We start from the raw sequence: 23,353 nt of genomic DNA on the forward strand, positions 1-23,353 counted from the left end.
GAGGGCTGTCCAGCACAGAGAACTTCCGTGCCCACCCCCGGGGACCATGCACTGACTACCAGATCAAATCGCTACGAACCAAATTCCTCACACGCGGCGTGTCCTATTGCAACGATGTACTGGCGAGGGTGATCTCGATGCCCGCGAGGGCCTGCGAGACCGGGCAGTTGTCCTTCGCGTCATTTGCGAAGCCTTCGAACTGCTCCTGGCTGAGCCCGTCGACGGATCCGCTGACCTTGAGTACCGAACCGGTCACACCTATGCCGGCCTCGAAGCCGACCTCCGCCGAGACCTGGAGTTCACTGGGCTCGTGGCCGGCCTGACTCAAGGCGTGCGACAGGGCCATCGCAAAACACGAGGCGTGTGCGGCCGCGAGGAGCTCCTCGGGCGTGGTCGTGTCGCCGGAGCCCTGCGACCGCGCCTTCCAGTGCACGCCGAGCGTCGCCACACCGGTACCGAATGATGTCGTCCCACTTCCCTGCTCGAGCGATCCCCTCCACAGGGTGCTTGCGGTGCTCTTGACGGCCATGGTTGCTCCTCCGCTCGTGGCTCTGCGCGCCTCCTTCGGGCACTGATGCCAGTCAAACACCTGGGCCGTTGAGGGGCGAGAGGGTCCGCCAGGAGCGGAATACTGGTCACATGCCTCTGAGCCATCTCGCGTCGATCGACCCTGCCATCCCGGAAGGGCCCACGGGTCCCGTGATGCTCCTGCTACACGGCTACGGCTCGAACGAGCGCGACTTGCCCGGTCTCACCCCGTACCTTCCCACCTTGCCGTGGGCCTCGGTGCGCGCGCCCCTGCCGATGCCAGGTGGCGGCGCCGCGTGGTTCCCTCTGACGCTTCCCAGCGAGCCGGAGCAGGAGCCCATCGACTCGGCGACCGCCTTGCTGTGGGAGTGGGTGGATACGCACCTGGACCCCCACACGCCGCTCGTGCCTGTCGGGTTCTCCCAGGGCGGACTCATGGCGCTCCAGTTGTTGCGCACCCGCCCCGAGCGCATCGCAGCGACCGTGGTCCTCGCCGGGCTGGTCACCGATGGACCTCAGCCGGCCGATGCGCGACTGTCCGAGCACCCCGCACCGGTGTTCTGGGGGCGGGGGCTTGCCGATCAGGTCATTTGGCCCGCGGCCATTGAGCGCATGAGCGCCTTGTTGCCCACGATCGCCGACCTGAGCTCGCATACGTACCCGGGGCTCGGCCACGGCGTCGATGCACGCATGCTGTCCGATGTCCGCACGTTCCTCGACCAGGCGCTAGCACCGCGCGACTAGTCCGAGGCGATGCGGTCGAGCGTGCGCAACAACCATCCAGCGCCACGCACGGTGGCACCGAGGGCTTCTAGCCGCTCGCGCAGGGCACGATCGGAGGTCACGGCTGTCACCTGTTCGCCGTTGCCTAGTCGTGCCCTGGTGCTGTCCACCACCTGATCGTCTCCCGAGCTGCGGGCCTCGCTCACCTCAATGCAGTCCAGCGCGTCAGCACCGCGGGCCGCTCCTTCGAGAACGACCTCTATCGGTGGATGCCACCGCTCACCCGGCAGGTCAAGTTCCCCTGCAGGCACACCGACCCGGTGCAGGAGGCCCAGGCGCGCCATCAGTCGCTCGGCCGCCCCTCGGCGGTCCTTCCACCACCCATCCGGGCGACTCCCCACCACGTTGGCAGCGTCGACCACGAGGGCAGGCCGCAGGTCGACCATCCTCGCGAGGGTCGGCCACGCTCCCGCGAAGCCCGGATGGAGCGGGTACTCGGAAACCTGTAGCGGCTTCACCCAGCGCAGCTCGAGACTCTCGCCGTCATGGGCGCTGGGCACGTAGTCTCGCGTCAGCCTCGCGAGCACCGTGGTGTAGCGCCATACCCCCTTGTCGGCGACGAGCGTCGCGAACGGTGCGAGCGCATCGGCCGGTGCGCCTGCTTCCTCGTCAGCCTCTCTCAGCGCCGCGGCCAACGGAAGTTCGCCCTCGTGAAGAGCGCCGCCCGGCAGCCCCCACGTGCCGCCGTGGTGGCTCCACAGGGCGCGATGCTGCAGCAGCACTCCCCTGTCCGGATGCACGATCATCACCCCGGCCGCGCCATAGCGACCCCAGTAGCGCTGCCCCGTGGGAGCCACCACCCAGGCGTCCCCGGGGTTTCGCCGCGCATCGAGTGCCGGCGGCGTGGGGTTCGCCGGGTCATGAGGGGACATGACTCCAGCCTCCCATAGCTCGGATCACGCCAGCCAGATATGGATTTCCTCACACTTCGGTCGAGCCTGCGCCGAGTGCGCGCAAAGGTTCGGTAAAGTGATGGACGTGAGCAACGTCGCTATCACCGCCATCCTGCGCCTCCTCGCAGCCGCAGGCATTCTTGCTGCCCTGGGAGTCCAGGCGTGGGCCGACCTCACGTACGGCACCTTCACCTGGAGCGAGCTCCCTGGGTACTTCACGCCTCTGGCGGCCGTGTGCGCCGTCGTCGCGCTCATCGCGGCGGCCCTCGCCGGCGGCAATGAGCCGCGCTGGGTAGCGCTGTTGCGGGTGAACGCGGCGACCTACGGTGTGATCACCGGCGTGGTCTACTGGGCGCTCCTCGCCGGGGTTGCCACTCCGGTGTTCCCCTGGGCGAACCTCATTCTGCACGGCGGGTCGGGCGCGATCTTGGTGGCTGACTGGTTCCTCGTGGGTCACGGCATGCGCCTGCCCGTGCGCACCTGGTGGACTGTGCTGCTGGTGCCCGCTGGCTGGCTGGGTTACCTCCTGTGTCGAGCTTTCGTGGACGGATGGGTGCCCTACCCGTTCCTCGACCCCGCGCGCGGAGCGCTCCCTATCCTGGGCACCCTCGCCATCATCGCCGCAGTGGGCCTCGCCGTCGCCGCCACACTGCATCTCATGGCAGCACCCCGCCCGACGCGCGCGGCTGCTCCCGCGACGGGCACCATCCCGACGCGCTAGGCGTGATCTTTCTCACATGGCGAGCCGGAACTGAGGCAGTCGTCGTGGTCGTTGTCCTGACGTTGCATCGCCGTAGCACCGCACCGTAGCGCTTTCATCTGACGGCCCGCTCCCCAGGGGAGGGGGCCACCCGGCCTGGAAATCCGGACATGTCACGTGAAGGCCGCCACGTCGCACCGCGCAGCACCTCATCCCCGGAACCGGTGTGCGATGCCGCGCGCCCACCTTCGGGTGAGCGCGTGTGCCCACTGTCCCGACCCTCCCCCACTATGGATTTCATCCCCCGCCCGTACCGACACGTGGCCGCCACCGTTGCGCTGACGTGTTTTTCGATTGGCCTGTTTAGCGCCCACGGCTCCCACCTGATCGACCGCCATCACGCCGTTGAAGACGCGCGTGAGGCCGCCGCCGCGCTGGAAGACACCCAGACCCGCCTCGATGTGTCGATCTCCAAGGCGGAACAAGTCGTCAACAGCGCCAAGGGACTCGAGGACGAGTCCGACCTGGCCGCCGCAGCTGATGCTCTGAAGGCCTCGATCGTAGATGCCGCCGCAGCCGCGGAGGAGGCCAACGACGCCGCCACGTCCGTGGAGATTGTGACGGAGGGCGTCACTGCCACCTCGGCAGACCAGTACGTCGACGAGACGGCGCAGGCTGCCCAAGAGATCGAGATTGAGGCGGACATCACGACTGACGACCTCGCTGACGCTCAAGCGGCCGTGACGGACCTCGCGGCCGTTCTCGACGGCGAGGTCGACGACCCCGACGTAGCCCGGGCCGCCACGGAGCAACTTGAGAGCGCCAAACAAGCCATCGATCAGGTCACCGCGGACGTCGAAACGGAAGCACAGTCGCTCCACGCCGCCACGCAGGAGGTGCAGTTGGCCAAGGACTTGGCGACGCTGGACACCAGCGTGCAATCGGCGTTGGCCACGACGGTGTCGTCTACCGAACTCATCTCAGCTGTGGGCCGTCGGGTCGTCACCAGCAGTACCGTCACGGCCGCCCTTGGCGCCGACTCGGCTCTGCGCGCCGCTGCCACGAGGGCCCAGGAGGTCGACCGCTCGAACGCCGATGAGGTGTCCACGGCACTGGCCGACCTTGAATCCGCGACGACGGGGCTGGCCGCCACGATGGAACAACTACAGGTCTCTCACGAAGCCTGGGTCGAGGACGTCAATGCCGAGCGCCAAGCCGCCAACGACACGCTGATGGCCGCCTATCAGGAGAAGGTCGAGGCTGCCCGCGCGGAGTGGAAGGCGGCGAACAAGAAGGCCGTTGGCAACAACCAGGGGGGCTGGACTGGCAAGCCCACCGGCGTGGCGGGCTCCAACGGACGAGTCGCCGCCAGCAGCCTGTGCACCCTCGACTTCGACACCTCACACCAACTCCAGTGCGCTGCCGCAGAGGCGCTCGAAGCCGCAGATGCGGCGTACTACTCCGCGACGGGCCGACACATCTCGATCACGGATTCATACCGGTCCTACGCCTCACAGGTCGCGACCAAGGCCAACAAGCCCTCGACCGCCGCCGTCCCGGGCACCTCGAACCACGGTTGGGGCATGGCGGTCGACCTGGACTACGCCTCTGCGACATGGCTGGCAAAGAACGGCGCGGCGTATGGCTGGGTCCACCCCACCTGGGCACGTGCGGGAGGCTCACGCCCCGAATGGTGGCACCTCGAGTACGTCGCGACCAGTGTGGGTGGCTTTGAAGCCCCCGCCAAACCCGACCTCGAGGAACTCGCGGTCAGCGCATTTGCTCGCTAAGCCCCAGCGCCGCTACGGACGAGCAACCGCGCATCCCTGCGCAAGCGAGGCGCGCGCGTCGAGAACGCGCTGGTTCGCAGATCCGCGGAAGGCGAGCGTCAGGTCCCGCTGGTCCTGGTCGTACGGGCCGTCGATGAGGACGTCCACCAGTTCGAGCAGCATGCGCTTGTCGCGGACATCGGCCGCGAGTTCCTCGAACCGGAAGCCCGACCACGCCCAAATGTCCTTGGTATCGCCGAACTCGTCACGCATGCGTTGCGCCACTCGCAGGCACACCTGGGTGTTGACGAACGGCTCGCCTCCCAAGAGCGACAGCCCTTGTACCGCGGGGTGCGCGAGGTCCACCATGATCTGGTCTTCCAGGTCCTGAGTGAAGGGTTGCCCGTAGCGGAAGCTCCACGCCGCCTCGTTGTAGCAGCCGTCGCAGGCGAACAGGCAACCGGACACGTACAGGCTGCAACGCACGCCCTCCCCGTCAACGAAGGACTGCGGCTTGTAGTCGGCCACGTAGCCGTGGCTGACCTTGTCCGATCTCCACGTCTTCGGGTTGGGCGTGCGATGCATGACCTAGTTCTCCTGCGGTGCCACCCGGACGGAGCCCGGCAGGTGCTTGACTCGCGCAGCGATCTCGCTGTGACGGCCGTGCACCATGGGCCGCTGCTGGGGGTTGCCCAGATAGCCGCAGGTGCGCTTCACCACGTCACACGTGCGCGGGTCGTCGTTGCCGCACTCGGGGCACGCGAAGCCACGTGCCGTGGGGTCAAAGTCGCCGGCGTATCCGCACGCGAAGCAGCGGTCGATCGGCGTGTTGGTGCCCAGGTATCCCACGCGGTCGTAGGCGTAGTCCCACACCGCCTCGAGTGCCTTGGGGTTCGTCTGGAGTACGGGGTACTCGCAGTAGTGGATGAACCCGCCCGCGGTCAGCGGCGCGTACTCCGCCTCGAAGTCGAGCTTCTCGAACGGCGTGGGGTTCTTGCGCACGTCGTAGTGGAACGAGTTGGTGTAGTAGTCCTTGTCGGTGATGTTCTCGATCGAGCCGAACCGCTCCTTGTCGATCCGGCAGAACCGGTCGGTGAGGCTTTCGGACGGCGTCGAGTACACCGAGAAGTGGTACCCCGTCTCGGCCTTCCAGTCCCGCGCACGATCTTGCAGCGTGGTGAGCACGGCAACAGTGAGCGCCTTCGCGTCGGCGTTGTCCTCCCACTGCCCGCCGTAGAACGCGGCGGCCACCTCGTACAGGCCGATGTAGCCCAGCGACACCGTCGCCCGACCGTTCTTGAACAGGGTGTCGACCTCGTCGTCGGGGCCCAGCCGGTTGCCGAAGGCACCGTGGACGTAGAGGATGGGCGCGTTTCCTGGCACGGCCTCCTTGCACCGGCCGATGCGGTACATCAGGGCGTCCTTCATGGTCGCCAAACGCTCGTCAAGCAGGCGCCAGAAGCGAGCCTGGTCACCGGCCGCCTCAAGGGCAATGCGGGGCAGGTTCAGCGTCACGACGCCCAGGTTCATGCGCCCTTCGACCACGTCATGGCCCTGCTCGTCGGTCCAGCCCTGCAGGAACGAACGGCAGCCCATAGGGGCCTTGAATGAGCCCGTGATCTCGACGATCTTGTCGTAGCTGAGCACGTCGGGGTACATGCGCTTGGTCGCGCATTCGACGGCGAGTTCCTTGATGTCGTAGTTGGGGTCGCTCGGCTCGAGGTTGACGCCGCGCTTGAGGGTAAACAGCAACTTGGGGAAGATTGCGGTGCGGCCTTCCGAACCCAAACCGCGAATCCGGATTGCCAGGATCGCGCGCTGTATCTCGCGCTCGAACCAGCCCTCGCCCAGCCCAAAGCCCACCGAGGTAAACGGCGTCTGCCCATTGGACGTGAACAGCGTGTTGATCTCGTACTCGAGCGACTGCATCGCGTCGTAGATGTCCTTGCGGGTGCGCGCCTCAGCAAAGGCCTGCTGTCGCTCGGCACCCTCGATCCACTGGGCCGCCTCGGCCTCATGCTTGGCGAAATTCAGCGCGGCATAGGGAGCGAGCAGCTCGTCAATACGGTTGACCGTGCAGCCGCCGTACTGGCTCGACGAGACGTTGGCGATGATCTGCGAGATCTGCGCCGTCGCGGTCTGGATCGAGCGCGGCGGCTCCACCTGCGCGTTGCCAATGCGGAACCCCGTCGACAGCATCGACTTGAAGTCGATCAGGCAGCAGTTCGTCATGGGCGAGTACGGGTGGTAGTCGAGGTCGTGGTAGTGAATGTCGCCCTTTTGGTGGGCGTTTGCGACGTGCTCGGGCAGCATCCTGAGCCCGATGGCCTTGCCCACCATGCCGGCGGTGAGGTCGCGCTGGGTGTTGAACACCTTCGCGTCCTTGTTGGCGTTCTCGTGCACCACCGACTGGTCCTGGTCCAGCAGACGGTTGACGGAGTGATTGACGTCGGTGGCCTTGGCACGGGCGAAGTCGCGGTCCACGCGGTAGTCGATATAGGCACGGGCAATGTCGTACAGGCCGGCGTCAAGCAGCTCCTGCTCCACGACGGACTGGATCTCGTAGATCTTGACGGAGCCGTCGTGGCGCGCGTCAAGCTCGCGGTCGATCGAGGCTACGAGCCGGTCGATGGTGGCTTCATGCTCGCCGGTCAGCTCGCCGTAGACGGCGGCGAAGGCCTTCACCAGCGCAATGCGAATGCGAGCGTCGTCAAAGGTCAGGGTGCGACCGTCGCGCTTCACGACGGTCAGGCGGGTGGCGTGCGCGGCGACAAATGCTGTCTCGGGCCGCGCCAGATCTGCGGTGGTCATGGCTTCTCCCCTGGGCGTGAACTTTGCGTGAATATCGCCGCGCAACCACTAGATATGGTGTCGCAAGGCGTGTAGGAACACTAGATCTCGTGTCTGACAGGCGGTAGGACCAAGGTCCCTATCGACGCCCTCGGCCCTGGATCGTAGGGCGGAAACTGCCACCGCCCATCGGCGTGTCGTGGCGCGCCTGTTTAGGCGGCGCGTACCGCCGCACCGAGCGCGGGATCGATCATGGAACCGGTGGCACTCATCACCGCATCGGCCCCGACGGCGAGCATCTCGCTCGCGTCGCCCGCGTCCATGACCCCACCTACGCCGACAATGGCAAACTCCCCGCCGAGCAAGGCCCTGATGCGTACCAGGCGATCGACCATCTCGAACCCGGCCCAACTGATGGCCTCACCGCACACACCCGAGACCTCGCGGCCCTCGCCAGGCAGTGCCGGGTGCCCCTCGGAATCGACCAGTGGCGCGGCGATGGTGTTGATCGCGGCGTAGCCGTCCACGAGCAGGTGGGTGGCCTGGACCAACTGCGTCAGTGCACCCCAGTCCTGAAAGAAGGCGAGCTTGAGGATGAGGGGTAGGTCCCCGATCTCGTCTCGCACCACCCGGACAATCCGGGTGACCATGGGCGTGTCGAAGCACAGCAAGTTGCCCGTGCCCTCGTTGGGGCAACTGAGGTTGAGTTCAAGTGCCCGCACGCCCGTGTCTGCGGCCAGCCGTGCGGTCGTCACGTGATCCGCGATGTAGGCCTCCTCGCCGCCACCACGCGTGCCTTGGAAGGATCCGATGAGGAACTGACCGGGCCCAGCCGCGGCGGCTGCGGCGGCCATGTCGGGCTGCCAGACGGCGGGGTCTTGGGAGGGCACACCGAACGAGTTCGAGATGGACCGCGCGCCCTCGTAGTGCGCCGAAGCCACGAGGGGCTGGCGGGCACGTTCCAAGGTCAGCGGCACGGGCGCGTCCACATTCAGGACGTTGGGGTGTGGATGGCACGGGACAGCACGCGAGCGGACGGTCTTGTAGACGTTGACGTCGAAGCCGTGGGCGAAGGCCGCGGCGCAAAACCGCGCATTGACAAGCGGACCAGCAGGAATTCCGAAGGGCGAGGCGACCTCTACACCGAGGAACTCATGCGAGACTGCCGGCATTCGCAGGGCGGGCGCGGGCCCCGCGAAGGCGCCAAAGGGGCCGTTCGCGTAGTTGTCCTCATACGAGCGCTCAGGGTCATAGAACCAGTCCACGGCCCCACGGTAGGTGCGACAAGCCTGGCGCGCGCGGGACCTTGGTGCCTCAGGCGCTCGCGATGGGGCCCACCTCAGCGAGGTAGCACCGGCCACACAGGGACTCGTAGTCGGCCTGCTGGCCATCGATGGCGACCTGAGCGCCGTGCGACACAAACCTTCCACCTACGATCCGAGCGTTGAACATCGCCTTAGAACCGCATCGACAAATGGTCTTCAGCTCCTCAATCGCGTGGGCAATCTCGAGCAGTCGCAGCGAGCCGGGAAAGGACCGAGTCATGAAGTCGCCGCGCAGTCCATAACACAGCACGGGAACGCCGTGCCGGACGGCCACCACAAAGGCCTCGTCGACCTGGGCAGGCGTCAGGAACTGTGCCTCATCGATGAACACGGCGTCGGTCGCGTCGAGTGGCCTGTGTGCTTCGAGCCTCTCGATCAGGGAGTCCTCCGCCTGCAACAGGACATCGACAGCGCGGGACAGTCCAATGCGAGACGAGACGTCCTCACCAGCCTTGGTGTCGATGCCGGGCTTCACGATGACGGGATGCTGGTCGCGCTCCTCATAGTTGTACGCCGCCGTCAGCAACAGAGCAGTCTTCGAGGAGTTCATCGCCCCGTACCGGAAGTACAGCTTCGCCATCACGCCCTTTCTGGCCCTCGCGCTCCGAGCGCGACGAGAGTGGGATAACACTAACCGGGCCAGGCACCACCTCCCCGCCCCCTCCACGCTCCCCCTCCCCCGGGGTTCGCGTAGACCTGGCCCATCTTCGCGCGTTCCGCGCGTGCTACGCGTAGACCAGGGTCACGCAGGCGCCCCTCGCCGCACCGCCCGCACCCCTGCGTCGCCCGCGTCAGGGCCTTCGACGCGGCCTGCCCCCGAACGCCGCGATCGCCAGCGGCACCAGCGAGCTGAGCATGAACACGTTGCCCAAGAACGCATCGTCGCTGCGCACCATGGCCCCCGCAAGTATGAGCCCCGCGAAGACGATCCCGGCGATCAGCCGCCGCGCCGTGCCCTCGAGGTACGCGATGGTGCGTTCGAGTCGCGGCGCGGTGACGGGCAGGCGCCCAGAATCAAGCTGCGTCAGTACCGAATCGAGTTTGTGCGGCATACGCCACGCGATGCCGACCAGGTCGAGCGCCTCCTTGCCGAAGTCGCCGACCACGTTCGCGCCTTGAGTGCGCAGCAGCCGCTGCGCGTACGGATCGATGGAGTCCCACACGTTATAGCGCGGGTCGAGGGCGGTCGCGACGCCCGAGGTCAACGAGATCGCTCGTATGACCAGCAGGAAGTCCTCTGGCAACTGGAACGGCAAGCTCAGGATCACATCGCTGAACTCGGCGGCGAAGTCGGCGAACTCATGGGGGTCGACGTCGCGCAGTTCCGCCAGGCCCATGCCGCCGAAGCGCGAGAACACCTCTGACATGACCTTCTCGAGCTCCACGGTGTCGGCTTGCGGCAGGAGCACACCGGCCTGGTGCATCGCGGCGACCATGCCCGCCCCGTCACGCCTGGCCGAGGCGATGAAGAGCTGGCGCAGCGCCTCAGAAACTCCAGGCTTGACCTCGCCCATCATCCCGAAGTCCACCACCGCGAGCGTCCACTCGTCCGCTCGCTTGCCCGCAGGCGCGGGGTGGACAAAGAGGTTGCCGGGGTGGGGATCCGCGTGGAAGAACCCGTTCAAGAAGAGCTGGTCGAACATGATGTCCGCGAGCACCTTCGCGACCTCGCGCGTGTCCACGCCGGCCGCTCGCAACGCGGCCCGGTCGTTGATCTTGATCGCGGAGACGTCCTCAAGGGTCAGCACTTGCCGCGACGTGCGCTCCCACACGATCTGCGGCACGCGCACGCGCGGGTTGTCCCCAAAGTCTGCGGCAAAGCGCTCGGCGCTTGCGGCCTCGTGCAAGTAGTCGATCTCATCGAGCGAGACCGCAGCAAACTCCTCAATGAGCGCCTTCACGTCGACACGGTCGGACACGAGCCGGAACCGCCGCACCCACTGCCCCACCCGGCGCAGCGCCGCGAGGTCAACTTCGACGATCGCGCCGATCCCTGGCCGCTGGACTTTGACGACCACGTCGGCGAAGCCCGCCCTGCGCGCGTCGTCCGCTCCCAGCGTGGCGCGGTACGCCTGTCCCAAGGATGCTGCGGCAACGGGCTCCGCATCGATGGAGGCGAACACCCGCTCGAGGGGCACCCCGAGCTGCGCCTCCGCCAGCATGCGCACCTGATCGAACGGCGCCGCCGGCACCTCGTCCTGCAGTCCCTCGAGCTCCTTGGTGATCTCGGGCGGCAACACGTCGAGCCGCGAGGACATGAACTGCCCCATCTTGATCATCAATCCGCCCAGCTCCACGGCCAGCGCGCGGAACTTCCTCGCGAAGTTCTGCATCCGGCTCGCGCGGCGGCGGTCCGCGACGGCCCTGAAGCCGATCAAGGGCAGCACCACCTCGTACCACCATGTCGAGATCAAGTGGCGCGCGGCGAAGCGCAGCAGCCGACGGTAGCGAGCGCGGTCGAGGACCGTCTCGGGCATGGGGACCTCCCTGATCCCCGATGCTCGAGGGGCTTGTCAGTCCTGCGCGAGGATCGAGTAGATCTTACGTCGGGCCTCGCCCAGTACCTCCGCGGCCTGCTCCTGCTGAGAGGTGGTGCCACTGCGATACACCTGGGTCGCCGCCTGCGCGAGGTCGATGGCGGCCTTGGGCACGACCCCGAAGCCGCTCGCGTCGAACGCATTGCCTTCCCATGGGGCCGATGCGGCAGAGGCTTCCGCTTCTTCCGTCGCCTCGGGCGTCAGGGAGTAGACCTTGCGGTCCTGCTCCGTCTCCACCTGGACGAGCCCCTCGTCGGCGAGCATCTGCAGCGTCGGGTACACAGAGCCGGGGCTGGGCTTCCAGCGCCCGTGAGTGCGCTGTTCGATCTGACGAATGATCTCGTAGCCGTGCATGGGCTCTTCCAGCAGCAGGGTCAGCACGGCTGCGCGCACGTCCCCACGCCCCATCCGCTGGCCGACCTGGCGATCGAAGGTGCCGCGCAGCTGGTCGAAGGCTGTGCGCATCGCCTCCGCGGCTTGGTGCCGGTCAAAGTTGCTGTCCGTGCCCACGATGACCACTTCCTGTTCCGAGCGATAGTGAACGATATATCGCTAGCATGCACCCGCATCGGCCATACCGCAAGCCCTACGCCCATGACAGGATGGCCACAGCAGCATCAACGCCGATGCACCAGGAGGTTTCATGCCCGAGCACATTCGCTACGAGGCCCAGGACGGGATCGTGACCATCACCTTCGCGCGGCCCTCGCGACTCAACGCCTTCGATTTCGCCATGGGTGAGCCATATCGCGACGCGTGCCTCGCCGCAGTCGGGGCCCAGGACACCCGCGCGATCCTCATTCACGCCGAGGGCCCGGCGTTCTGCGCGGGCGGCGACGTGCTCGCCATGGCCGCGGCGGGGGTGGCGGGCAGCGACGTGGCCGCGGGCGCGCACGTCATCCACGAGGGCATTGCCTCGCTGGTGGAGTCGGCGATCCCCGTGGTCGTCGCCGCGCACGGCGCGGTCGCCGGGGGCGGGATCGGGCTGATGCTCGCCGCAGATGTGGTGATCGCAGGCGAAGACCTGCGTGTCGCGGGCAAGTACGCGGAAATTGGTCTCACCCCCGACCTGGGCGTCAGCACACTGCTCGCTCAGGCGGTGGGGCACCGCCGGGCGCTGGAAATCCTGTTGACCCCGCGGGCCCTGGACGCGGCCACCGCCCTCGACTGGGGCCTCGTCGCAGAGGTCTCTTCCGAACCCCTCAAGCGCGCCCAGCAGGTGGCCGCGTCCTGGGCTGAGGGCGCGAGCGAGGCCTTCGGGCAGGCCAAGCGGCTCGTCCGAGCGGCTGGCACGCGCAGCTTCTCCGATGCGCTCGCGGACGAGGCAGCGAGCATCGGCCGGGCGTACGACACCGAGGAATCCCGGGGGCGCGTCGCGGCCTTCGCGGCGGCCAGCGCGGCCCGGGCGGGACTGCGATGAGCGACGCCACCCTCGCCGGCCGCACCATCTTCATGTCCGGCGGCAGCCGCGGCATTGGTCTCGCCATTGCCTTACGAGCGGCACGTGACGGCGCCAACGTCGTGATGCTCGCCAAGACGGACACGCCTCACCCACGCCTGGAAGGCACCATTCACATCGCGGCCGAGGCGATCGAGGCCGCGGGCGGGCAAGCGCTCGCGGTCGTGGGCGACGTCCGCAGCGACGAGGACATCGCGCGCGCCGTCGCGGGTGCCGTCGAGCGCTTTGGCGGCATCGACATGGTCGTGAACAACGCGTCGGTGATCGACCTGTCCCCTACCGCGGAGCTCGCGCCCAAGAAGTACGACCTCATGCAGGACGTGAATGTGCGCGGCACGTTCATGCTGTCGCAGGCGGCCATGCCGCACCTACTCGAATCCTCCTCGCCGAGGGTGCTGTCGCTGTCGCCGCCGCTGAACCCGAGCCCTCGTTGGCTGGGTGCCCACACGGGCTACAGCCTCGCCAAGTTCGGCATGACCATGGTGACGCTGGGCCTCGCGGCCGAGTTTGGTGAGCGCGGGCTCGCCGCCGCCACCCTGTGGCCGCGCACCACGATCGCGACGGCGGCGGTGCAGAACGTCATCGGTGGCGAGCGACTCATGCGGGTCAGTCGCACCCCGGAGATCTACGCCGACGCCGCACACCAGGTGCTCACGGCACCGGCCGCCGAGGTCAACGGGCAGACGCTCATCGTCGAGGATGTCCTGGCCGGTGCCGGGGTAACGGACCTCGCCGCTTACGCCGCCGTTCCCGGCACGCCCGACGAGGCACTGTTCCCCGACATCTTCCTGGACTAGCCCCCACCGGTCCCCCATCGGGGTTCGCGTAGACCTCGCCCACTTCTGGGCGTCGCGTGCGCGCTACGCGGTGATGTGGCCCTGGCCCGCCATCTCCTCTTCATAGGTGGGGTAGTCGTTGTAGCCAGCTTCCGCATCGGCCGAGCCGTACGCCCGGCGCATGTCGACGGGAGTGACGGGCCAGCCGTGGCGCATACGTTCCACGAGGTCGGGGTTAGACATGTACGCACGCCCAAACACGAAGAGGTCCGCCTTGTCGTGCGCGAGCGCGTTCTGGGCAAGTTCCTGGGTGAGATCACCCGAGGCGATCACCACCCCGTCGTAGCGTTCGCGGATGAACTCGTAGGGGTAGCGGTGCCAGATCTCGCCGTCGACGATCTCGGGGTTGTCCTTGCCCGCCAGCGAGCGCAGGCTCTCGGGCGTCTGGAACGCCACATACGCCAGGTCAAGTTCGTTCAGGCGGTCCAAGAGCACCGAGTACGTGGCATCCGGGCGGTCCTCAGAGATGCCGTTGAACAGGATGTTCGGCGAGATCTTCACGCCGATGCGCTTGCTGGATCCCCACGCCTCGATGAGTTTGCGCAGCACCCGCACCGTGAACTCGGTGCGCTTGCGCGCGGTGCCGCCAAACTCGTCGTCGCGACCGTTGGCCACGTCGGACAGGAACTGGTGAGGCAGATACCCCGAGGCCGCATGCAGTTCGATGCCGTCGAACCCGGCCGCCTTGGTCCGCACCGCCGCTTGGTAGTAGGACTCGATGACCTCGTGGACCTCGTCGGTCGTGAGTTCGTGCACGTTGTCCGTCATCGGGATCATGCCGTGCTCGTGGGTGTAGATGAAGAAGTCCGCACGCTCCGTGGTCGACGACACCATCTGCAGCCCGCCGTTGTTGATCTCGTGGCCCACGCGGCCGGTGTGCTCCATCTGCAGGAAGATGCGGCCGCCCTTGGCGTGGACGGCGTCCGTCACGGTCCGCCAGGCGTCCTCTTGCTCCTGGGTCGCGATGCCGGGGATATCGCAGTAGCCCTGGCCGCGACGCTCGGGCCACGTGCCTTCAGAAATGATGAGACCCGCACTTGCCCGCTGGGCGTAGTGGGTCGCCATGATGGCGGTGGGGACGCCTCCCGGCGTCGCCTTGGCGCGGGTCATGGGCCCCATGATCACCCTGTTGGGCAGCGTCAGATCCCCGAGCTGGAACTCATCGAACAATGAAGCCATGACAGTGACACCTCTTCCTTGAAGGCCTGGTGTTCTCACTGTCGCACCTGGTGACCGGCCCCCTCCGGGACCTTGGGCAGTCGCAATCGGGACTTGCGTCCGATCCCTCAGACCAGGCGAATACCCCAGGCCAGCGCGTGTTCGGCGCCAGGCTCCAAGGTGATGAGGTCCTTCCCCGTGCGGAAGGCATCCGCGATACACGTCATGGGCTCGATGGCGACGCCTGCGCGGGTCACGCCGGCAACCTGGTCGCCGGTGCAGATCTGCCACGCCTTGGCCTCGGAATCCGCCCAGATCTCGACCGTGCGGCCGTCCGCCCAGCCCAGGCGGGCCCACGAGCGGCCGTCGGCGTCGGGCTTCACGCCTACCCAGGCGTCGTCGAATGCGACTGCCTTGAGCGAACGCGAAGCGAGCAGGTCGAAGTCGCCGTCGACGGGAACCGCACCCGTGGGCAGCAGCCGCTCGTCCACGGTGACGTGCTCGGTGGCGTCGAGCTGCAGCGTGCACTCGTCGAGAGCAGTGCCGCCAGGAGCGAACCACGGGTGGAAGCCCAGGCCGTACGGCAGCGCGGTGGCGCCGTCATTGCGGGCGTGCGTCGAGATCGTCAGGCCCTCGTCGCCCAGCGCGTAGGTGGTCGCCAGGGCCAACTGGAACGGGTATCCCGGGCTCGCGGGCAGGTCGTAGGTCAGCGTCACCGCGCTCTCGCTGTGCGCCGCCACCGTCCAGTGCGCCCAGCACACCAGGCCGTGCAGCGCGGTGCCACGGTCGGGCTCCGAGACCGGCACCTGGAAGTCCGCACCCTCGAACGAGTACTGCCCATCGCGCAGGCGGTTGGGCCACGGCGCGAGCACCATGCCGTGGAAGGCCGCGGGCAGCTCTTCCGCAGGGAACGGGATCACCACCTCGCGGCCGTCGACCACGTATTCGCGCAACGCGGCGCCGAGCGTCGCGATGGTGGCGCGCTGGGCACCGTAGGTGAGGGAGATCTGCTGGCCGGTGATGACGTTCATGCGCAGAACTTACCCCGGCCAGCGCCCGCGCGCGGTCCCGGCACGCTCACCGAGCGTGAAGGTTCACACGCCGGGCCCAGGACGCCACGGAGACCCCACCGTCAGCGTCAGCGCATTGCGCACCGCGCTCGCGAACTGCGCGCCACTGGTGGACGCCTCGTAGGCCGCCACCACGCCGTCGACGTGCCCCAACAGCGCGTCCCGACTCCCCTGCCGCGCCACCTGGCTCACGATCCGCCGCAGTACCCAGTGGTTGTGGCCCATGCGCGCCACGTCGACGGCCTTACGCGCGGGACCCCCTCGGGGCTCCGCGAGCAGCGGGAGGGCCGATGCGAGGGGCGCCACCCCACTCAAGTCACCTGCCGCGATGGCTCGCTGGGGATGGTCCGCGCGCCAGGCGCGGGCGGCGTCGAGGTCGAAGGGCGCCTGGGCCAGAAACCTGCGGCAGAACGGGCACTGACACCTCCAGCGATAACGCGGGTCGTCCATCATCAGTTGGGCCACGCGCCGCGTGCGTACCTTGAGCGGAGCGGGGTCGTCGACGTACAACGTGCCCTCGACGGCGTCCCGGATTGGGCTGGTGGCATCAAACGTCAGTAGCGGGGTCTCGACGGCCGCCACCGCCACGATTCCCACCATGATTGGAGCGCCGAGCCCCAAGAAGTGAAAGGAACGAGGTGCCCCGCCTACCTGTGCCCATCCGTCCCACAACCCCTTGGCCACGAGCGCCGTGCGCAAGTAGCGGGCCGGCACCCGCCGCTCGAGCGCTACCCGCCTGCCCCGCGCCTTATAGGAGCCCACGTAGGAGTCGTCGGCCATGTAGGCGCCAAAGCCCAGCGCTGCATGCTCGACACCCGCGGCGGCGAACTCTCGTCCGGCATCGAAGGCGGTGTCGTAGTCGTGTGCGGAGGCCACCGCGTGGATCCGCACCCCACTGCCGGGCAAGGAGCGCGCCTCGCGCACGGCGGCCCTCGCCACGGCGCGGTTGCGTGCCCGCAGTCGTTCGCGGCCACGGGCCAGGAGGTCCACATGGAAGCCCAGCCTTAACAGGCACGCCGCCAGGATGTCTTCGTGTCCGATCACCGCGGTCGGCTCGAGCTCCAGTTGCGCCTCGCGCGTCATGCCCCCTCCCGAGCCAGCCACCGCATCGGCCACCTGGGATGCCAGCTCAGCGAGCGCATCGGCGCTGCTCGACGACAGGCGCGAGAGGACCGCGTCGACGGCGGTCACCGGACGACCAGTGCGGTCCGTCAGGCCACCCAGGACGGCCTGGGCCTGGCCAGCAAACTGCCCGGAGATGCGCCCCACCTCGTCGAAGCGGCCGTTGTCGACCATCACTTCTCGCGTGGCTGGCAGGGCCGCCACAAAAGTCGCGCCCGCTCGGGTGAGGTAGTCGGGGGCGACCAGATACCCGGGCCACCCGAGCGACCGCTCGAAGGTCCGGTCGTGCGTCGCTGCACGCAGGTTCACCAGGAACTCCGCCCTCACCCTCCAAGTGTTGTCGCTTTTGTCGGTTTTGTGCAACAGTTTTGATGTTCACGTTGCTGTGAGTGCAGGGGGGTTGCCATGCCAGGTCCCACCGCATCCGCCATGCCGGATGCCCCCGATACCGCGACCGCCGTGGCGCTCGCGTGCGAGGCGATTGCGGACGCCGCCAGCGCGACCGTCGCTGCCATGCGCGCCGCGCCCAGCGTGCCGACGGCGACCCCCATTCGCGCGCGGGTGGTCGCTGCGCGAAGTCGGTTGCGGACAGTCACACCGGACACCGTCCTTGACGCGGGTGCGGACTATGACCGCGAGGCCACTGCCCGCCTGCGCCAGTGCCGGACCGCGCTGCGGCTGCTCGCGTCGGCCCGTGCGGACCAGGCGCGCGCGCAGCACTATCTCGACAGTGGCCGGCTCGACAGGAAGCTCCCAGCCGCCCAGCGGCGAGCGCTCCTCGAGGGACACAGCCCCTCCCCCGACGATCTGGCACTCATCAACAAGCTAGCGCTAGGACCCGTGGGACCGGCCCGGACCACCGCCGCCTTGATCGACCACGCGCAGAGTGTGGTCGACGCGGGCATCACGGAGGCGACCCGCCTACGCGTGGTGGGGCTCGCCACCACCTTGACCGCGCGGGGACGCCAGCGCCTGACCGGCGAGGTAGCGATCGCGGACGTCGCGGCCCGTGCGCTCGAGGCCCGAACGGAGACGGCCGATGCGCTGGCTGGCTTGCGCCGTTCCCTACAGTCCACGCGAACCTCGGAGTACGACGTGGCCGCCTTGGCGGCCGCTCAGGATGTTCGGGCGCGCGCGTGGGTGGCCGCCCTAGGGCGTGACGCTGTGGGGGTTCAGGCGTGGACGGGCCGGGGCGCCACGCAGGTGCACTATCGCCCCGACGTGTCCGCCACCGCAGTCGCGATTGGCCAGTCACTGCGGGGAGCACTATTGACCGTGGCCGCCAGCAGCATGCTCGCCGCCCATTTCGCAGGTGGCTCCAGCCCGTTCACGGAGCGGTGGCGGTCGGCTGCCCGAGACGTGCCTCGTGGAAGGGCTGGTGCACTCGATGCCGCGCCCGCTACAGGTCTGTCGCGCCTGCGCGGGCTGGTGGTCGGCATCGAAGACCTCCAGGTCAACCAGTCCAAGCGGGTATCGATCCTGCGCGTGCAGACCCCGACCTCCCAGCGCACCTTGGTGCTGCCCCACTTCAACCCTCGCTACGTGGGCTTGAGGGTAGGGACGAGTATCGACCTTCGTGCCGTGCGCTCGCCGGACGTGCTCGCGGAGTTCACCAACAACAACACGCGCACCCGACTGCAGGTGCTCGAGGCCGCCTGGGGCGGGCCGGGCGGATACCTCGTGGACCGTCGCGACCTCGCGAGCGAAGCGGAGGACTCGTGGCTCGTGTGGCTGGTGCGCGAGGTGCGCCCTGCCTTCGATGCGCTGCCGTCGAGCATCAACGGCTCGTGGTCGCTGGGGTTGTGGGCGTCCCTGGCGGTCAGCGCGAGCACGCTGTCCTAGATCTCTGTACCTGTATTGAGGAGGCGCGAATGCCCAGCAAGGAGTATTGCGACGATTTGTTGAAGGACGAGAACGAGCACCTTGACGACGCTCAAGACGCCCTCGACGACTACAACCAGGCGCTCGACGACATGCTCGAGGCCTACGAGAACACGGTGGGCGCAGGGATGAAGGCCAGCGGTCACGGCCTTGGAGGCGACTGGTCGGACGCCTTTGGCGACGTGATCGACATGTTCTTTGGGGACAGGTCGTTCGACCGGGCCTCGGAGGCGGTCGAGCGGGCCCGCGACAAGTGGGAACGCGAAGAGGGCCAACGGGCCGATGCGATGCGTAAGTGGTGCGAGGAATGCGGCGGCGAGCCCCACCCCGAGCTCAACGAACTCACCGATCCCGACGGCCAACACGAGGTCGTGTTCGAAGATGACGAGGCTGAGGTGATCATCGGCCACCCTGGCGCCGCTCGGTAGGTGGGGCGCCGCTCGGTAGGTGGGGCGGCGCGCAGGAAGGCTACGCGGTGTTGCGGGGCCTGCGTGCGGGCCGCAGTGGCACTTGCTTCGCGGCGACGATGCTCGGGCCGGGGATGCGCACCACTCCACGGATGCCGTCCACCACCACCTCGTGGGCATCGACACTGAGGAGTTCGCCGAGCGCGTCTGTGGCCTCGCCTGAGTCGAGCAGGTATCGCACGACCACGCGCGCGCCCGGAGCCGGAAGGCGGATCCGGCCCTGGTGGTTGCTCGGCTCAGGCATGCGGCCATCCTCTCAGAGCCGCGGGGGCTCGCTGGCGGGAGGTGAGCCAGATGTCCACGGCTAGGCTCGTCCTCGTGGATTTTGACGTGCTGCGACGCTGGCCTGATGTGGAGGCGCCCGGCCTCGTTGCCGTCGACGCTGCCGATCGGCTCATTCTGGACGAGTCCGCCGATCTGCGTGTGGCTGCCGAGGCCGGCGGGGTCGTGGTGATCAACGACGCATACGGGGCGCTCACGCTGGGGGCACTCACGCTGGGGGCACTCACCATGGGGGCGGCCGATGCCGGTGCTCGTGGAGTCCGCACACATATCGATGCCCTCACCGGCGAGCGGGCGCTGGAAGCGAACGCGGCCCGGGTGGGCCTTGCCGGGACCTACCAGGCCCTGCCGCTCTCCCCTGAGCTCGTGAGCGGCGCGCGAGTCGTGTTGTTGCGACTCCCCCGGTCCCTGGACGCCCTCCGCGACATCGCGGGTCTCATCGCCGCGCACGCTGACCCCTCCGTGGTCGTGGTCGCGGGCGGACGGCTCAAGCACATGTCGCTGTCGATGAACGCGGTCCTCAGCGAGCATTTTGGGCAATTGGACATTAGCCATGCTCGACAAAAGTCGCGGGTCCTCATCGCCCGAGCGCCGCGGGAGGGCCGCGACCCTGTGCCGGCGGCCGCGCGCGTCGACGGGCTCAAGGTACGGGCATTCGGTGGCGCCTTCGCGGGAGCTCGGCTCGACATCGGCACGCGGCTCTTGCTCGACAGCCTTCCCCATGAGTTGCCCGGCGGCACGCACGACGATCCCTTCATCGATCTGGCCTGCGGCACCGGCATCGTGGGAGCGTGGCTCGCGAACCGCCATCCCGGCGCGCACGTCTATTCGTGCGACCAGTCGGCGGTGGCGGTCGCGTCTACGCAAGCGACGATCCGCGCCAACGGCCTCGAGGACCGCGTCACGGTGGTGCGCGACGACATGCTGCGTGCGCGGCCTTCCGGCAGTGTGTCCTCGGTCGCGTTGAACCCGCCGTTTCATTCGGCGGCCGCCGTCACCGACCTCATCGCGCCCCGCATGTTCTCCGACGTGGCCAGGGTCTTGCGGCCCGGCGGCCGCCTGTGGTGCGTGTGGAACTCCGGCTTGCGTTACCGCCCGTTGCTCGAGCGCGAGATTGGCCCCACCCAGCAGGTCGCGCGCAACGCCAAGTTCACGGTGACGGTTTCGACCCGTCGCTAGGCTCTGCCCGGCCGATGCGCCCTCAGGCCGTGCTCAGGGTGAACCTGATCGTGTGACACAGTGAGCAGGTGACTGAACCCTCCCTGGTAGCACTGTCCGCAGCGGTGCACACGGCTGCCGAGGCCCGCGCTCGCCGTCAGCAGCTCGCTGCTCGGCTGAAGGTTACCCAAGCCCTCGTCGCTTCCCGGCACGAGGAACTGGCCACGCTGGAGAACACGCTGCACGTGGAGCAAGAGGACGTGCGGCGTCTGGAGCACCTGTCGCCCACCAAGATCTGGGCTGCGCTGCGCGGCAACACCGAGGATCGCCTGAGCGTCGAACGCGCCGAGGCCGACGCCGCCGCGCTCGCGGTCGCCGCGGCTCGCAAGCGTCTCGATAGCGCCATGGCCGACGATGCACGCGTGCGCGAAGAATATGACGCGCTCCGCGACGCGGATGGCGCCTATGCTCGGGCACTTGCCGTGTATGAAGTGGCGCTGCAGGAAGCCGGCAGCCAGCACGCGACGGACCTGGCAGAGATTGCCCGCGAGCTGGGCGTCGCCGAGGAACGTCAGCGCGAGATCACCGAGGCCGTCGACACTCTGCGAGGCGCGATCGCGGCCCTTGACCGCGCGCAGTCCACGCTGAGCAGTGCGGGTGGCTGGTCGACCTACGACACCTTCTTTGGCGGTGGCCTGGTCACCGACATGGTCAAGCATTCGAAGATCAACGACGCCACGGCAGCCTTCGCAGATGCGAATCGGGCGCTCGAGCGGTTGTCGGTAGAGCTAGCCGACCTCGACGTCGCCTCGGTCAACGGTGTCGAGATGTCCACGACGTTGGGCGTGTTTGACGTGGCGTTCGACAACATCATCAGCGACTGGATGGTCAAGGACCGCATCTCCCAAGCCAAAGCGAGCGCGGAGGACATTCGGCGGCGCCTCGATACGCTCGGTCAGGAGCTCGCGGCCCGTGCGCAAGACAACGCCTCGCGCGTCTCGCACCTGCTGGAGCGGCGGGAGTCGATTCTCACCACGGCCTGAGCCGGCCGGAGTGTCCGTAAAATGGAGCGAGTGTCCACACCGCCCGCACCCGCCGAAGGCCAGCATCGCATCTCCCCCGACGATCTCGAGGTCACCCTGCGTGTTCTTGCCTCGCTGAGCGATGTCGATGAGCAAGACCCCGACTTCGTCACGGTGCGCAACGCGACCGCGCACATGATCAAGGCGGTCAAGCAGAGCAGGCGCCGGGAACGGCGAGCCACCATTGCCGCCAACGACACTGCCGTGGTCGCTGCCACGGCGACAGGCGCATCGGACCGTATCGATGACGAGACACGGGGCCTCACGCTCGAGGCGCGCGCTGCGACCCCCACGGCGGGCGAGTACCTCAAGGCGCGGCCCTGCTACATCTGCAAGCAGAAGTACACGCTGGTCGATTCCTTCTATCACCAGCTTTGCCCGTCGTGCGCCCAGACGAGCCACGCCAAGCGGCATGCGAGCACCGACCTGCGTGGGAAGCGCGCTCTGCTGACCGGTGGCCGAGCGAAGATCGGCATGCACATCGCGCTGCGGCTCCTGCGCGACGGCGCCAACCTCACCGTCACCACGCGCTTTCCGCGTGACGCGGTGCGCCGCTTCGCGGCGATGCCCGACGCCGCGCAGTGGCTGAACCGCCTCACCGTAGTGGGCGTCGACCTGCGCGATCCCGCACAGGTGGTCTCGCTGGCCGACTCCGTTGCTGCCGGTGGGCCGCTGGACATTCTGATCAACAACGCCGCGCAGACCGTGCGCCGCTCCCCCGGCGCCTACGCCCCGCTCGTCGAGGCCGAGCACGCTCCCCTTGCGCACGGCCTGTGGGCCGACGGCGAAGGTCCGCACCTACTCACGCTTGGTCGGACCACGGACACACACCCCCTCAGCATCGAGGCCTCCGCCGCGACGCATCCCTTGCTCGCCTCCGCCCACCTGGCGGAGACGGGTGCTCGAGAGGCGCAGCGACTCACCGATCAGGCTCTGGCGCCAGGCTCGTCGTCGCTGGCCAGGCTTGCCGACGGCACTGCCATCGACGCGGGCGGCCTGGTCCCCGACCTCCACGGCACCAACTCGTGGGTACAGTCGGTGGGCGACATCACGCCTCTCGAGCTGCTCGAAGTCCAGCTGTGCAACTCGACCGCACCGTTCATCCTGATCAACCGGCTGCGGCCTTCTCTTGCGGCGGCCGCTAGCGCATCGGCCTCTGGCCGGTCGTATGTGGTGAACGTCTCGGCCATGGAGGGCGTCTTCGAGCGCGGGTACAAGGGACCGGGCCATCCGCACACCAACATGGCTAAGGCCGCGCTGAACATGTTGACGCGCACCAGCGCCCGGGAGATGTTCGAGACCGACCAGGTGCTCATGACCAGCGTTGACACGGGCTGGATCACCGACGAACGGCCCCACCCCACCAAGGTGCGACTCGCCCAGGAGGGTTTCCACGCCCCGCTGGACCTGGTCGACGGCGCTGCTCGGGTGTACGACCCGGTGGTGCGGGGCGAGGCGGGCGAGGACCTGTTCGGGGTCTTCCTTAAGGACTACGCGCCTTCGAAGTGGTGAG

The 23,353-nt window shown here is 68.0% G+C and carries 22 protein-coding genes; 10 read left to right on the top strand and 12 right to left on the bottom strand.

The window, feature by feature from the left end; all coding sequences use genetic code 11:
* Nucleotides 1-103: 103 nt before the first annotated feature.
* Nucleotides 104-529, bottom strand: a complete 426-nt coding sequence (locus tag ACK5NO_RS08920; RefSeq protein ID WP_416812318.1) for an OsmC family peroxiredoxin — start codon at nucleotides 527-529, stop codon at nucleotides 104-106.
* A gap of 110 nt (nucleotides 530-639) precedes the next feature.
* On the opposite strand from ACK5NO_RS08920, the gene ACK5NO_RS08925 reads away from it, so the two are divergent.
* Entirely contained in the window at nucleotides 640-1,272 is a 633-nt protein-coding gene (locus ACK5NO_RS08925; protein ID WP_416812319.1) for an alpha/beta hydrolase, read from the top strand.
* Here the strand turns inward: ACK5NO_RS08925 and ACK5NO_RS08930 are convergent.
* The gene (locus ACK5NO_RS08930; protein ID WP_416812320.1) at nucleotides 1,269-2,183 is read right to left on the bottom strand and encodes an NUDIX domain-containing protein; all 915 of its coding nucleotides are present in this window, start codon (nucleotides 2,181-2,183) and stop codon (nucleotides 1,269-1,271) included. The genes ACK5NO_RS08925 and ACK5NO_RS08930 overlap by 4 nt on opposite strands.
* 106 nt (nucleotides 2,184-2,289) lie before the next feature.
* Here ACK5NO_RS08930 and ACK5NO_RS08935 point away from each other — a divergent pair, with 106 nt between their 5' ends.
* Nucleotides 2,290-2,925, top strand: coding sequence for a Pr6Pr family membrane protein (locus tag ACK5NO_RS08935; protein WP_416812321.1), 636 nt, complete (start codon nucleotides 2,290-2,292; stop codon nucleotides 2,923-2,925).
* Nucleotides 2,926-3,194: 269 nt separating this feature from the next.
* Nucleotides 3,195-4,694, top strand: coding sequence for a hypothetical protein (locus tag ACK5NO_RS08940; protein ID WP_416812322.1), 1,500 nt, complete (start codon nucleotides 3,195-3,197; stop codon nucleotides 4,692-4,694).
* A 12-nt stretch (nucleotides 4,695-4,706) separates the two neighbouring features.
* Here ACK5NO_RS08940 and nrdG read toward each other — a convergent pair whose 3' ends face one another.
* From nrdG to ACK5NO_RS08970, 6 genes are all read right to left on the bottom strand, one after another.
* Nucleotides 4,707-5,258 carry an anaerobic ribonucleoside-triphosphate reductase activating protein gene (nrdG, locus tag ACK5NO_RS08945; RefSeq protein WP_416812323.1) on the bottom strand — a complete coding sequence of 184 codons (552 nt, stop codon included), beginning with the start codon at nucleotides 5,256-5,258 and terminating at the stop codon, nucleotides 4,707-4,709.
* Between the two features lie 3 nt (nucleotides 5,259-5,261).
* A complete protein-coding gene (nrdD, locus tag ACK5NO_RS08950) occupies nucleotides 5,262-7,484 on the bottom strand; it encodes an anaerobic ribonucleoside-triphosphate reductase (protein WP_416812324.1) in 2,223 nt (740 codons plus the stop codon).
* Between the two features lie 191 nt (nucleotides 7,485-7,675).
* Nucleotides 7,676-8,728, bottom strand: coding sequence for a hypothetical protein (locus ACK5NO_RS08955; protein WP_416812325.1), 1,053 nt, complete (start codon nucleotides 8,726-8,728; stop codon nucleotides 7,676-7,678).
* Nucleotides 8,729-8,777: 49 nt separating this feature from the next.
* The gene (locus tag ACK5NO_RS08960; RefSeq protein ID WP_416812326.1) at nucleotides 8,778-9,368 is read right to left on the bottom strand and encodes a thymidine kinase; all 591 of its coding nucleotides are present in this window, start codon (nucleotides 9,366-9,368) and stop codon (nucleotides 8,778-8,780) included.
* A gap of 211 nt (nucleotides 9,369-9,579) precedes the next feature.
* The gene (locus tag ACK5NO_RS08965; RefSeq protein WP_416812327.1) at nucleotides 9,580-11,265 is read right to left on the bottom strand and encodes an ABC1 kinase family protein; all 1,686 of its coding nucleotides are present in this window, start codon (nucleotides 11,263-11,265) and stop codon (nucleotides 9,580-9,582) included.
* Nucleotides 11,266-11,301: 36 nt separating this feature from the next.
* Nucleotides 11,302-11,835, bottom strand: coding sequence for a PadR family transcriptional regulator (locus ACK5NO_RS08970; RefSeq protein WP_416812328.1), 534 nt, complete (start codon nucleotides 11,833-11,835; stop codon nucleotides 11,302-11,304).
* Between the two features lie 133 nt (nucleotides 11,836-11,968).
* On the opposite strand from ACK5NO_RS08970, the gene ACK5NO_RS08975 reads away from it, so the two are divergent.
* Both ACK5NO_RS08975 and ACK5NO_RS08980 read left to right on the top strand, forming a co-directional pair.
* Nucleotides 11,969-12,745: an enoyl-CoA hydratase/isomerase family protein gene (locus ACK5NO_RS08975; protein ID WP_416812329.1), complete on the top strand. Its 777-nt coding sequence runs from the start codon at nucleotides 11,969-11,971 to the stop codon at nucleotides 12,743-12,745.
* Entirely contained in the window at nucleotides 12,742-13,581 is an 840-nt protein-coding gene (locus ACK5NO_RS08980) for an SDR family oxidoreductase (protein WP_416812330.1), read from the top strand. The genes ACK5NO_RS08975 and ACK5NO_RS08980 overlap by 4 nt, the downstream gene beginning before the upstream one ends.
* A 63-nt stretch (nucleotides 13,582-13,644) precedes the next feature.
* Here the strand turns inward: ACK5NO_RS08980 and ACK5NO_RS08985 are convergent, their stop codons facing one another.
* From ACK5NO_RS08985 to ACK5NO_RS08995, 3 genes are all read right to left on the bottom strand, one after another.
* Nucleotides 13,645-14,799 (bottom strand): alkene reductase, encoded by a 1,155-nt coding sequence (locus ACK5NO_RS08985; protein ID WP_416812331.1) that lies wholly within the window; start codon nucleotides 14,797-14,799, stop codon nucleotides 13,645-13,647.
* A gap of 107 nt (nucleotides 14,800-14,906) precedes the next feature.
* On the bottom strand, nucleotides 14,907-15,809 hold the full coding sequence (locus tag ACK5NO_RS08990; protein ID WP_416812332.1) for an aldose 1-epimerase family protein: 903 nt from the start codon (nucleotides 15,807-15,809) through the stop codon (nucleotides 14,907-14,909).
* A 63-nt stretch (nucleotides 15,810-15,872) separates the two neighbouring features.
* Entirely contained in the window at nucleotides 15,873-17,297 is a 1,425-nt protein-coding gene (locus ACK5NO_RS08995; RefSeq protein ID WP_416812333.1) for a hypothetical protein, read from the bottom strand.
* Between the two features lie 102 nt (nucleotides 17,298-17,399).
* Here ACK5NO_RS08995 and ACK5NO_RS09000 point away from each other — a divergent pair, with 102 nt between their 5' ends.
* Nucleotides 17,400-18,812 (top strand): hypothetical protein, encoded by a 1,413-nt coding sequence (locus ACK5NO_RS09000; RefSeq protein ID WP_416812334.1) that lies wholly within the window; start codon nucleotides 17,400-17,402, stop codon nucleotides 18,810-18,812.
* 29 nt (nucleotides 18,813-18,841) lie between these two features.
* On the top strand, nucleotides 18,842-19,279 hold the full coding sequence (locus ACK5NO_RS09005) for a hypothetical protein (protein WP_416812335.1): 438 nt from the start codon (nucleotides 18,842-18,844) through the stop codon (nucleotides 19,277-19,279).
* A 40-nt stretch (nucleotides 19,280-19,319) separates the two neighbouring features.
* Here ACK5NO_RS09005 and ACK5NO_RS09010 read toward each other — a convergent pair whose 3' ends face one another.
* Nucleotides 19,320-19,562: a hypothetical protein gene (locus tag ACK5NO_RS09010; protein ID WP_416812336.1), complete on the bottom strand. Its 243-nt coding sequence runs from the start codon at nucleotides 19,560-19,562 to the stop codon at nucleotides 19,320-19,322.
* A 50-nt stretch (nucleotides 19,563-19,612) separates the two neighbouring features.
* On the opposite strand from ACK5NO_RS09010, the gene ACK5NO_RS09015 reads away from it, so the two are divergent.
* The 3 genes from ACK5NO_RS09015 (at nucleotide 19,613) to ACK5NO_RS09025 (ending at nucleotide 23,352) form a co-directional block, all read left to right on the top strand.
* Nucleotides 19,613-20,779: a class I SAM-dependent methyltransferase gene (locus ACK5NO_RS09015; protein ID WP_416812337.1), complete on the top strand. Its 1,167-nt coding sequence runs from the start codon at nucleotides 19,613-19,615 to the stop codon at nucleotides 20,777-20,779.
* Nucleotides 20,780-20,847: 68 nt separating this feature from the next.
* Nucleotides 20,848-21,801, top strand: coding sequence for a hypothetical protein (locus ACK5NO_RS09020; RefSeq protein WP_416812338.1), 954 nt, complete (start codon nucleotides 20,848-20,850; stop codon nucleotides 21,799-21,801).
* A gap of 30 nt (nucleotides 21,802-21,831) precedes the next feature.
* Nucleotides 21,832-23,352, top strand: a complete 1,521-nt coding sequence (locus ACK5NO_RS09025; protein WP_416812339.1) for an SDR family NAD(P)-dependent oxidoreductase — start codon at nucleotides 21,832-21,834, stop codon at nucleotides 23,350-23,352.
* Nucleotide 23,353: the final 1 nt, after the last annotated feature.

It is taken from the genome of Demequina sp., from assembly GCF_047975725.1.
Taxonomy (GTDB): domain Bacteria; phylum Actinomycetota; class Actinomycetes; order Actinomycetales; family Demequinaceae; genus Demequina.

Excerpts from the sequence above, each read along its gene's own strand:
- ACK5NO_RS08920 (WP_416812318.1), bottom strand. The coding sequence starts at position 529 with ATGGCCGTCAAGAGCACCGCAAGCACCCTGTGGAGGGGATCGCTCGAG.
- ACK5NO_RS08925 (WP_416812319.1), top strand. The coding sequence starts at position 640 with ATGCCTCTGAGCCATCTCGCGTCGATCGACCCTGCCATCCCGGAAGGG.
- ACK5NO_RS08930 (WP_416812320.1), bottom strand. The coding sequence starts at position 2,183 with ATGTCCCCTCATGACCCGGCGAACCCCACGCCGCCGGCACTCGATGCG.
- ACK5NO_RS08940 (WP_416812322.1), top strand. The coding sequence starts at position 3,195 with ATGGATTTCATCCCCCGCCCGTACCGACACGTGGCCGCCACCGTTGCG.
- nrdG (WP_416812323.1), bottom strand. The coding sequence starts at position 5,258 with ATGCATCGCACGCCCAACCCGAAGACGTGGAGATCGGACAAGGTCAGC.
- nrdD (WP_416812324.1), bottom strand. The coding sequence starts at position 7,484 with ATGACCACCGCAGATCTGGCGCGGCCCGAGACAGCATTTGTCGCCGCG.
- ACK5NO_RS08960 (WP_416812326.1), bottom strand. The coding sequence starts at position 9,368 with ATGGCGAAGCTGTACTTCCGGTACGGGGCGATGAACTCCTCGAAGACT.
- ACK5NO_RS08965 (WP_416812327.1), bottom strand. The coding sequence starts at position 11,265 with ATGCCCGAGACGGTCCTCGACCGCGCTCGCTACCGTCGGCTGCTGCGC.
- ACK5NO_RS08975 (WP_416812329.1), top strand. The coding sequence starts at position 11,969 with ATGCCCGAGCACATTCGCTACGAGGCCCAGGACGGGATCGTGACCATC.
- ACK5NO_RS08980 (WP_416812330.1), top strand. The coding sequence starts at position 12,742 with ATGAGCGACGCCACCCTCGCCGGCCGCACCATCTTCATGTCCGGCGGC.
- ACK5NO_RS08985 (WP_416812331.1), bottom strand. The coding sequence starts at position 14,799 with ATGGCTTCATTGTTCGATGAGTTCCAGCTCGGGGATCTGACGCTGCCC.
- ACK5NO_RS08990 (WP_416812332.1), bottom strand. The coding sequence starts at position 15,809 with ATGAACGTCATCACCGGCCAGCAGATCTCCCTCACCTACGGTGCCCAG.
- ACK5NO_RS09000 (WP_416812334.1), top strand. The coding sequence starts at position 17,400 with ATGCCGGATGCCCCCGATACCGCGACCGCCGTGGCGCTCGCGTGCGAG.
- ACK5NO_RS09005 (WP_416812335.1), top strand. The coding sequence starts at position 18,842 with ATGCCCAGCAAGGAGTATTGCGACGATTTGTTGAAGGACGAGAACGAG.
- ACK5NO_RS09010 (WP_416812336.1), bottom strand. The coding sequence starts at position 19,562 with ATGCCTGAGCCGAGCAACCACCAGGGCCGGATCCGCCTTCCGGCTCCG.
- ACK5NO_RS09015 (WP_416812337.1), top strand. The coding sequence starts at position 19,613 with ATGTCCACGGCTAGGCTCGTCCTCGTGGATTTTGACGTGCTGCGACGC.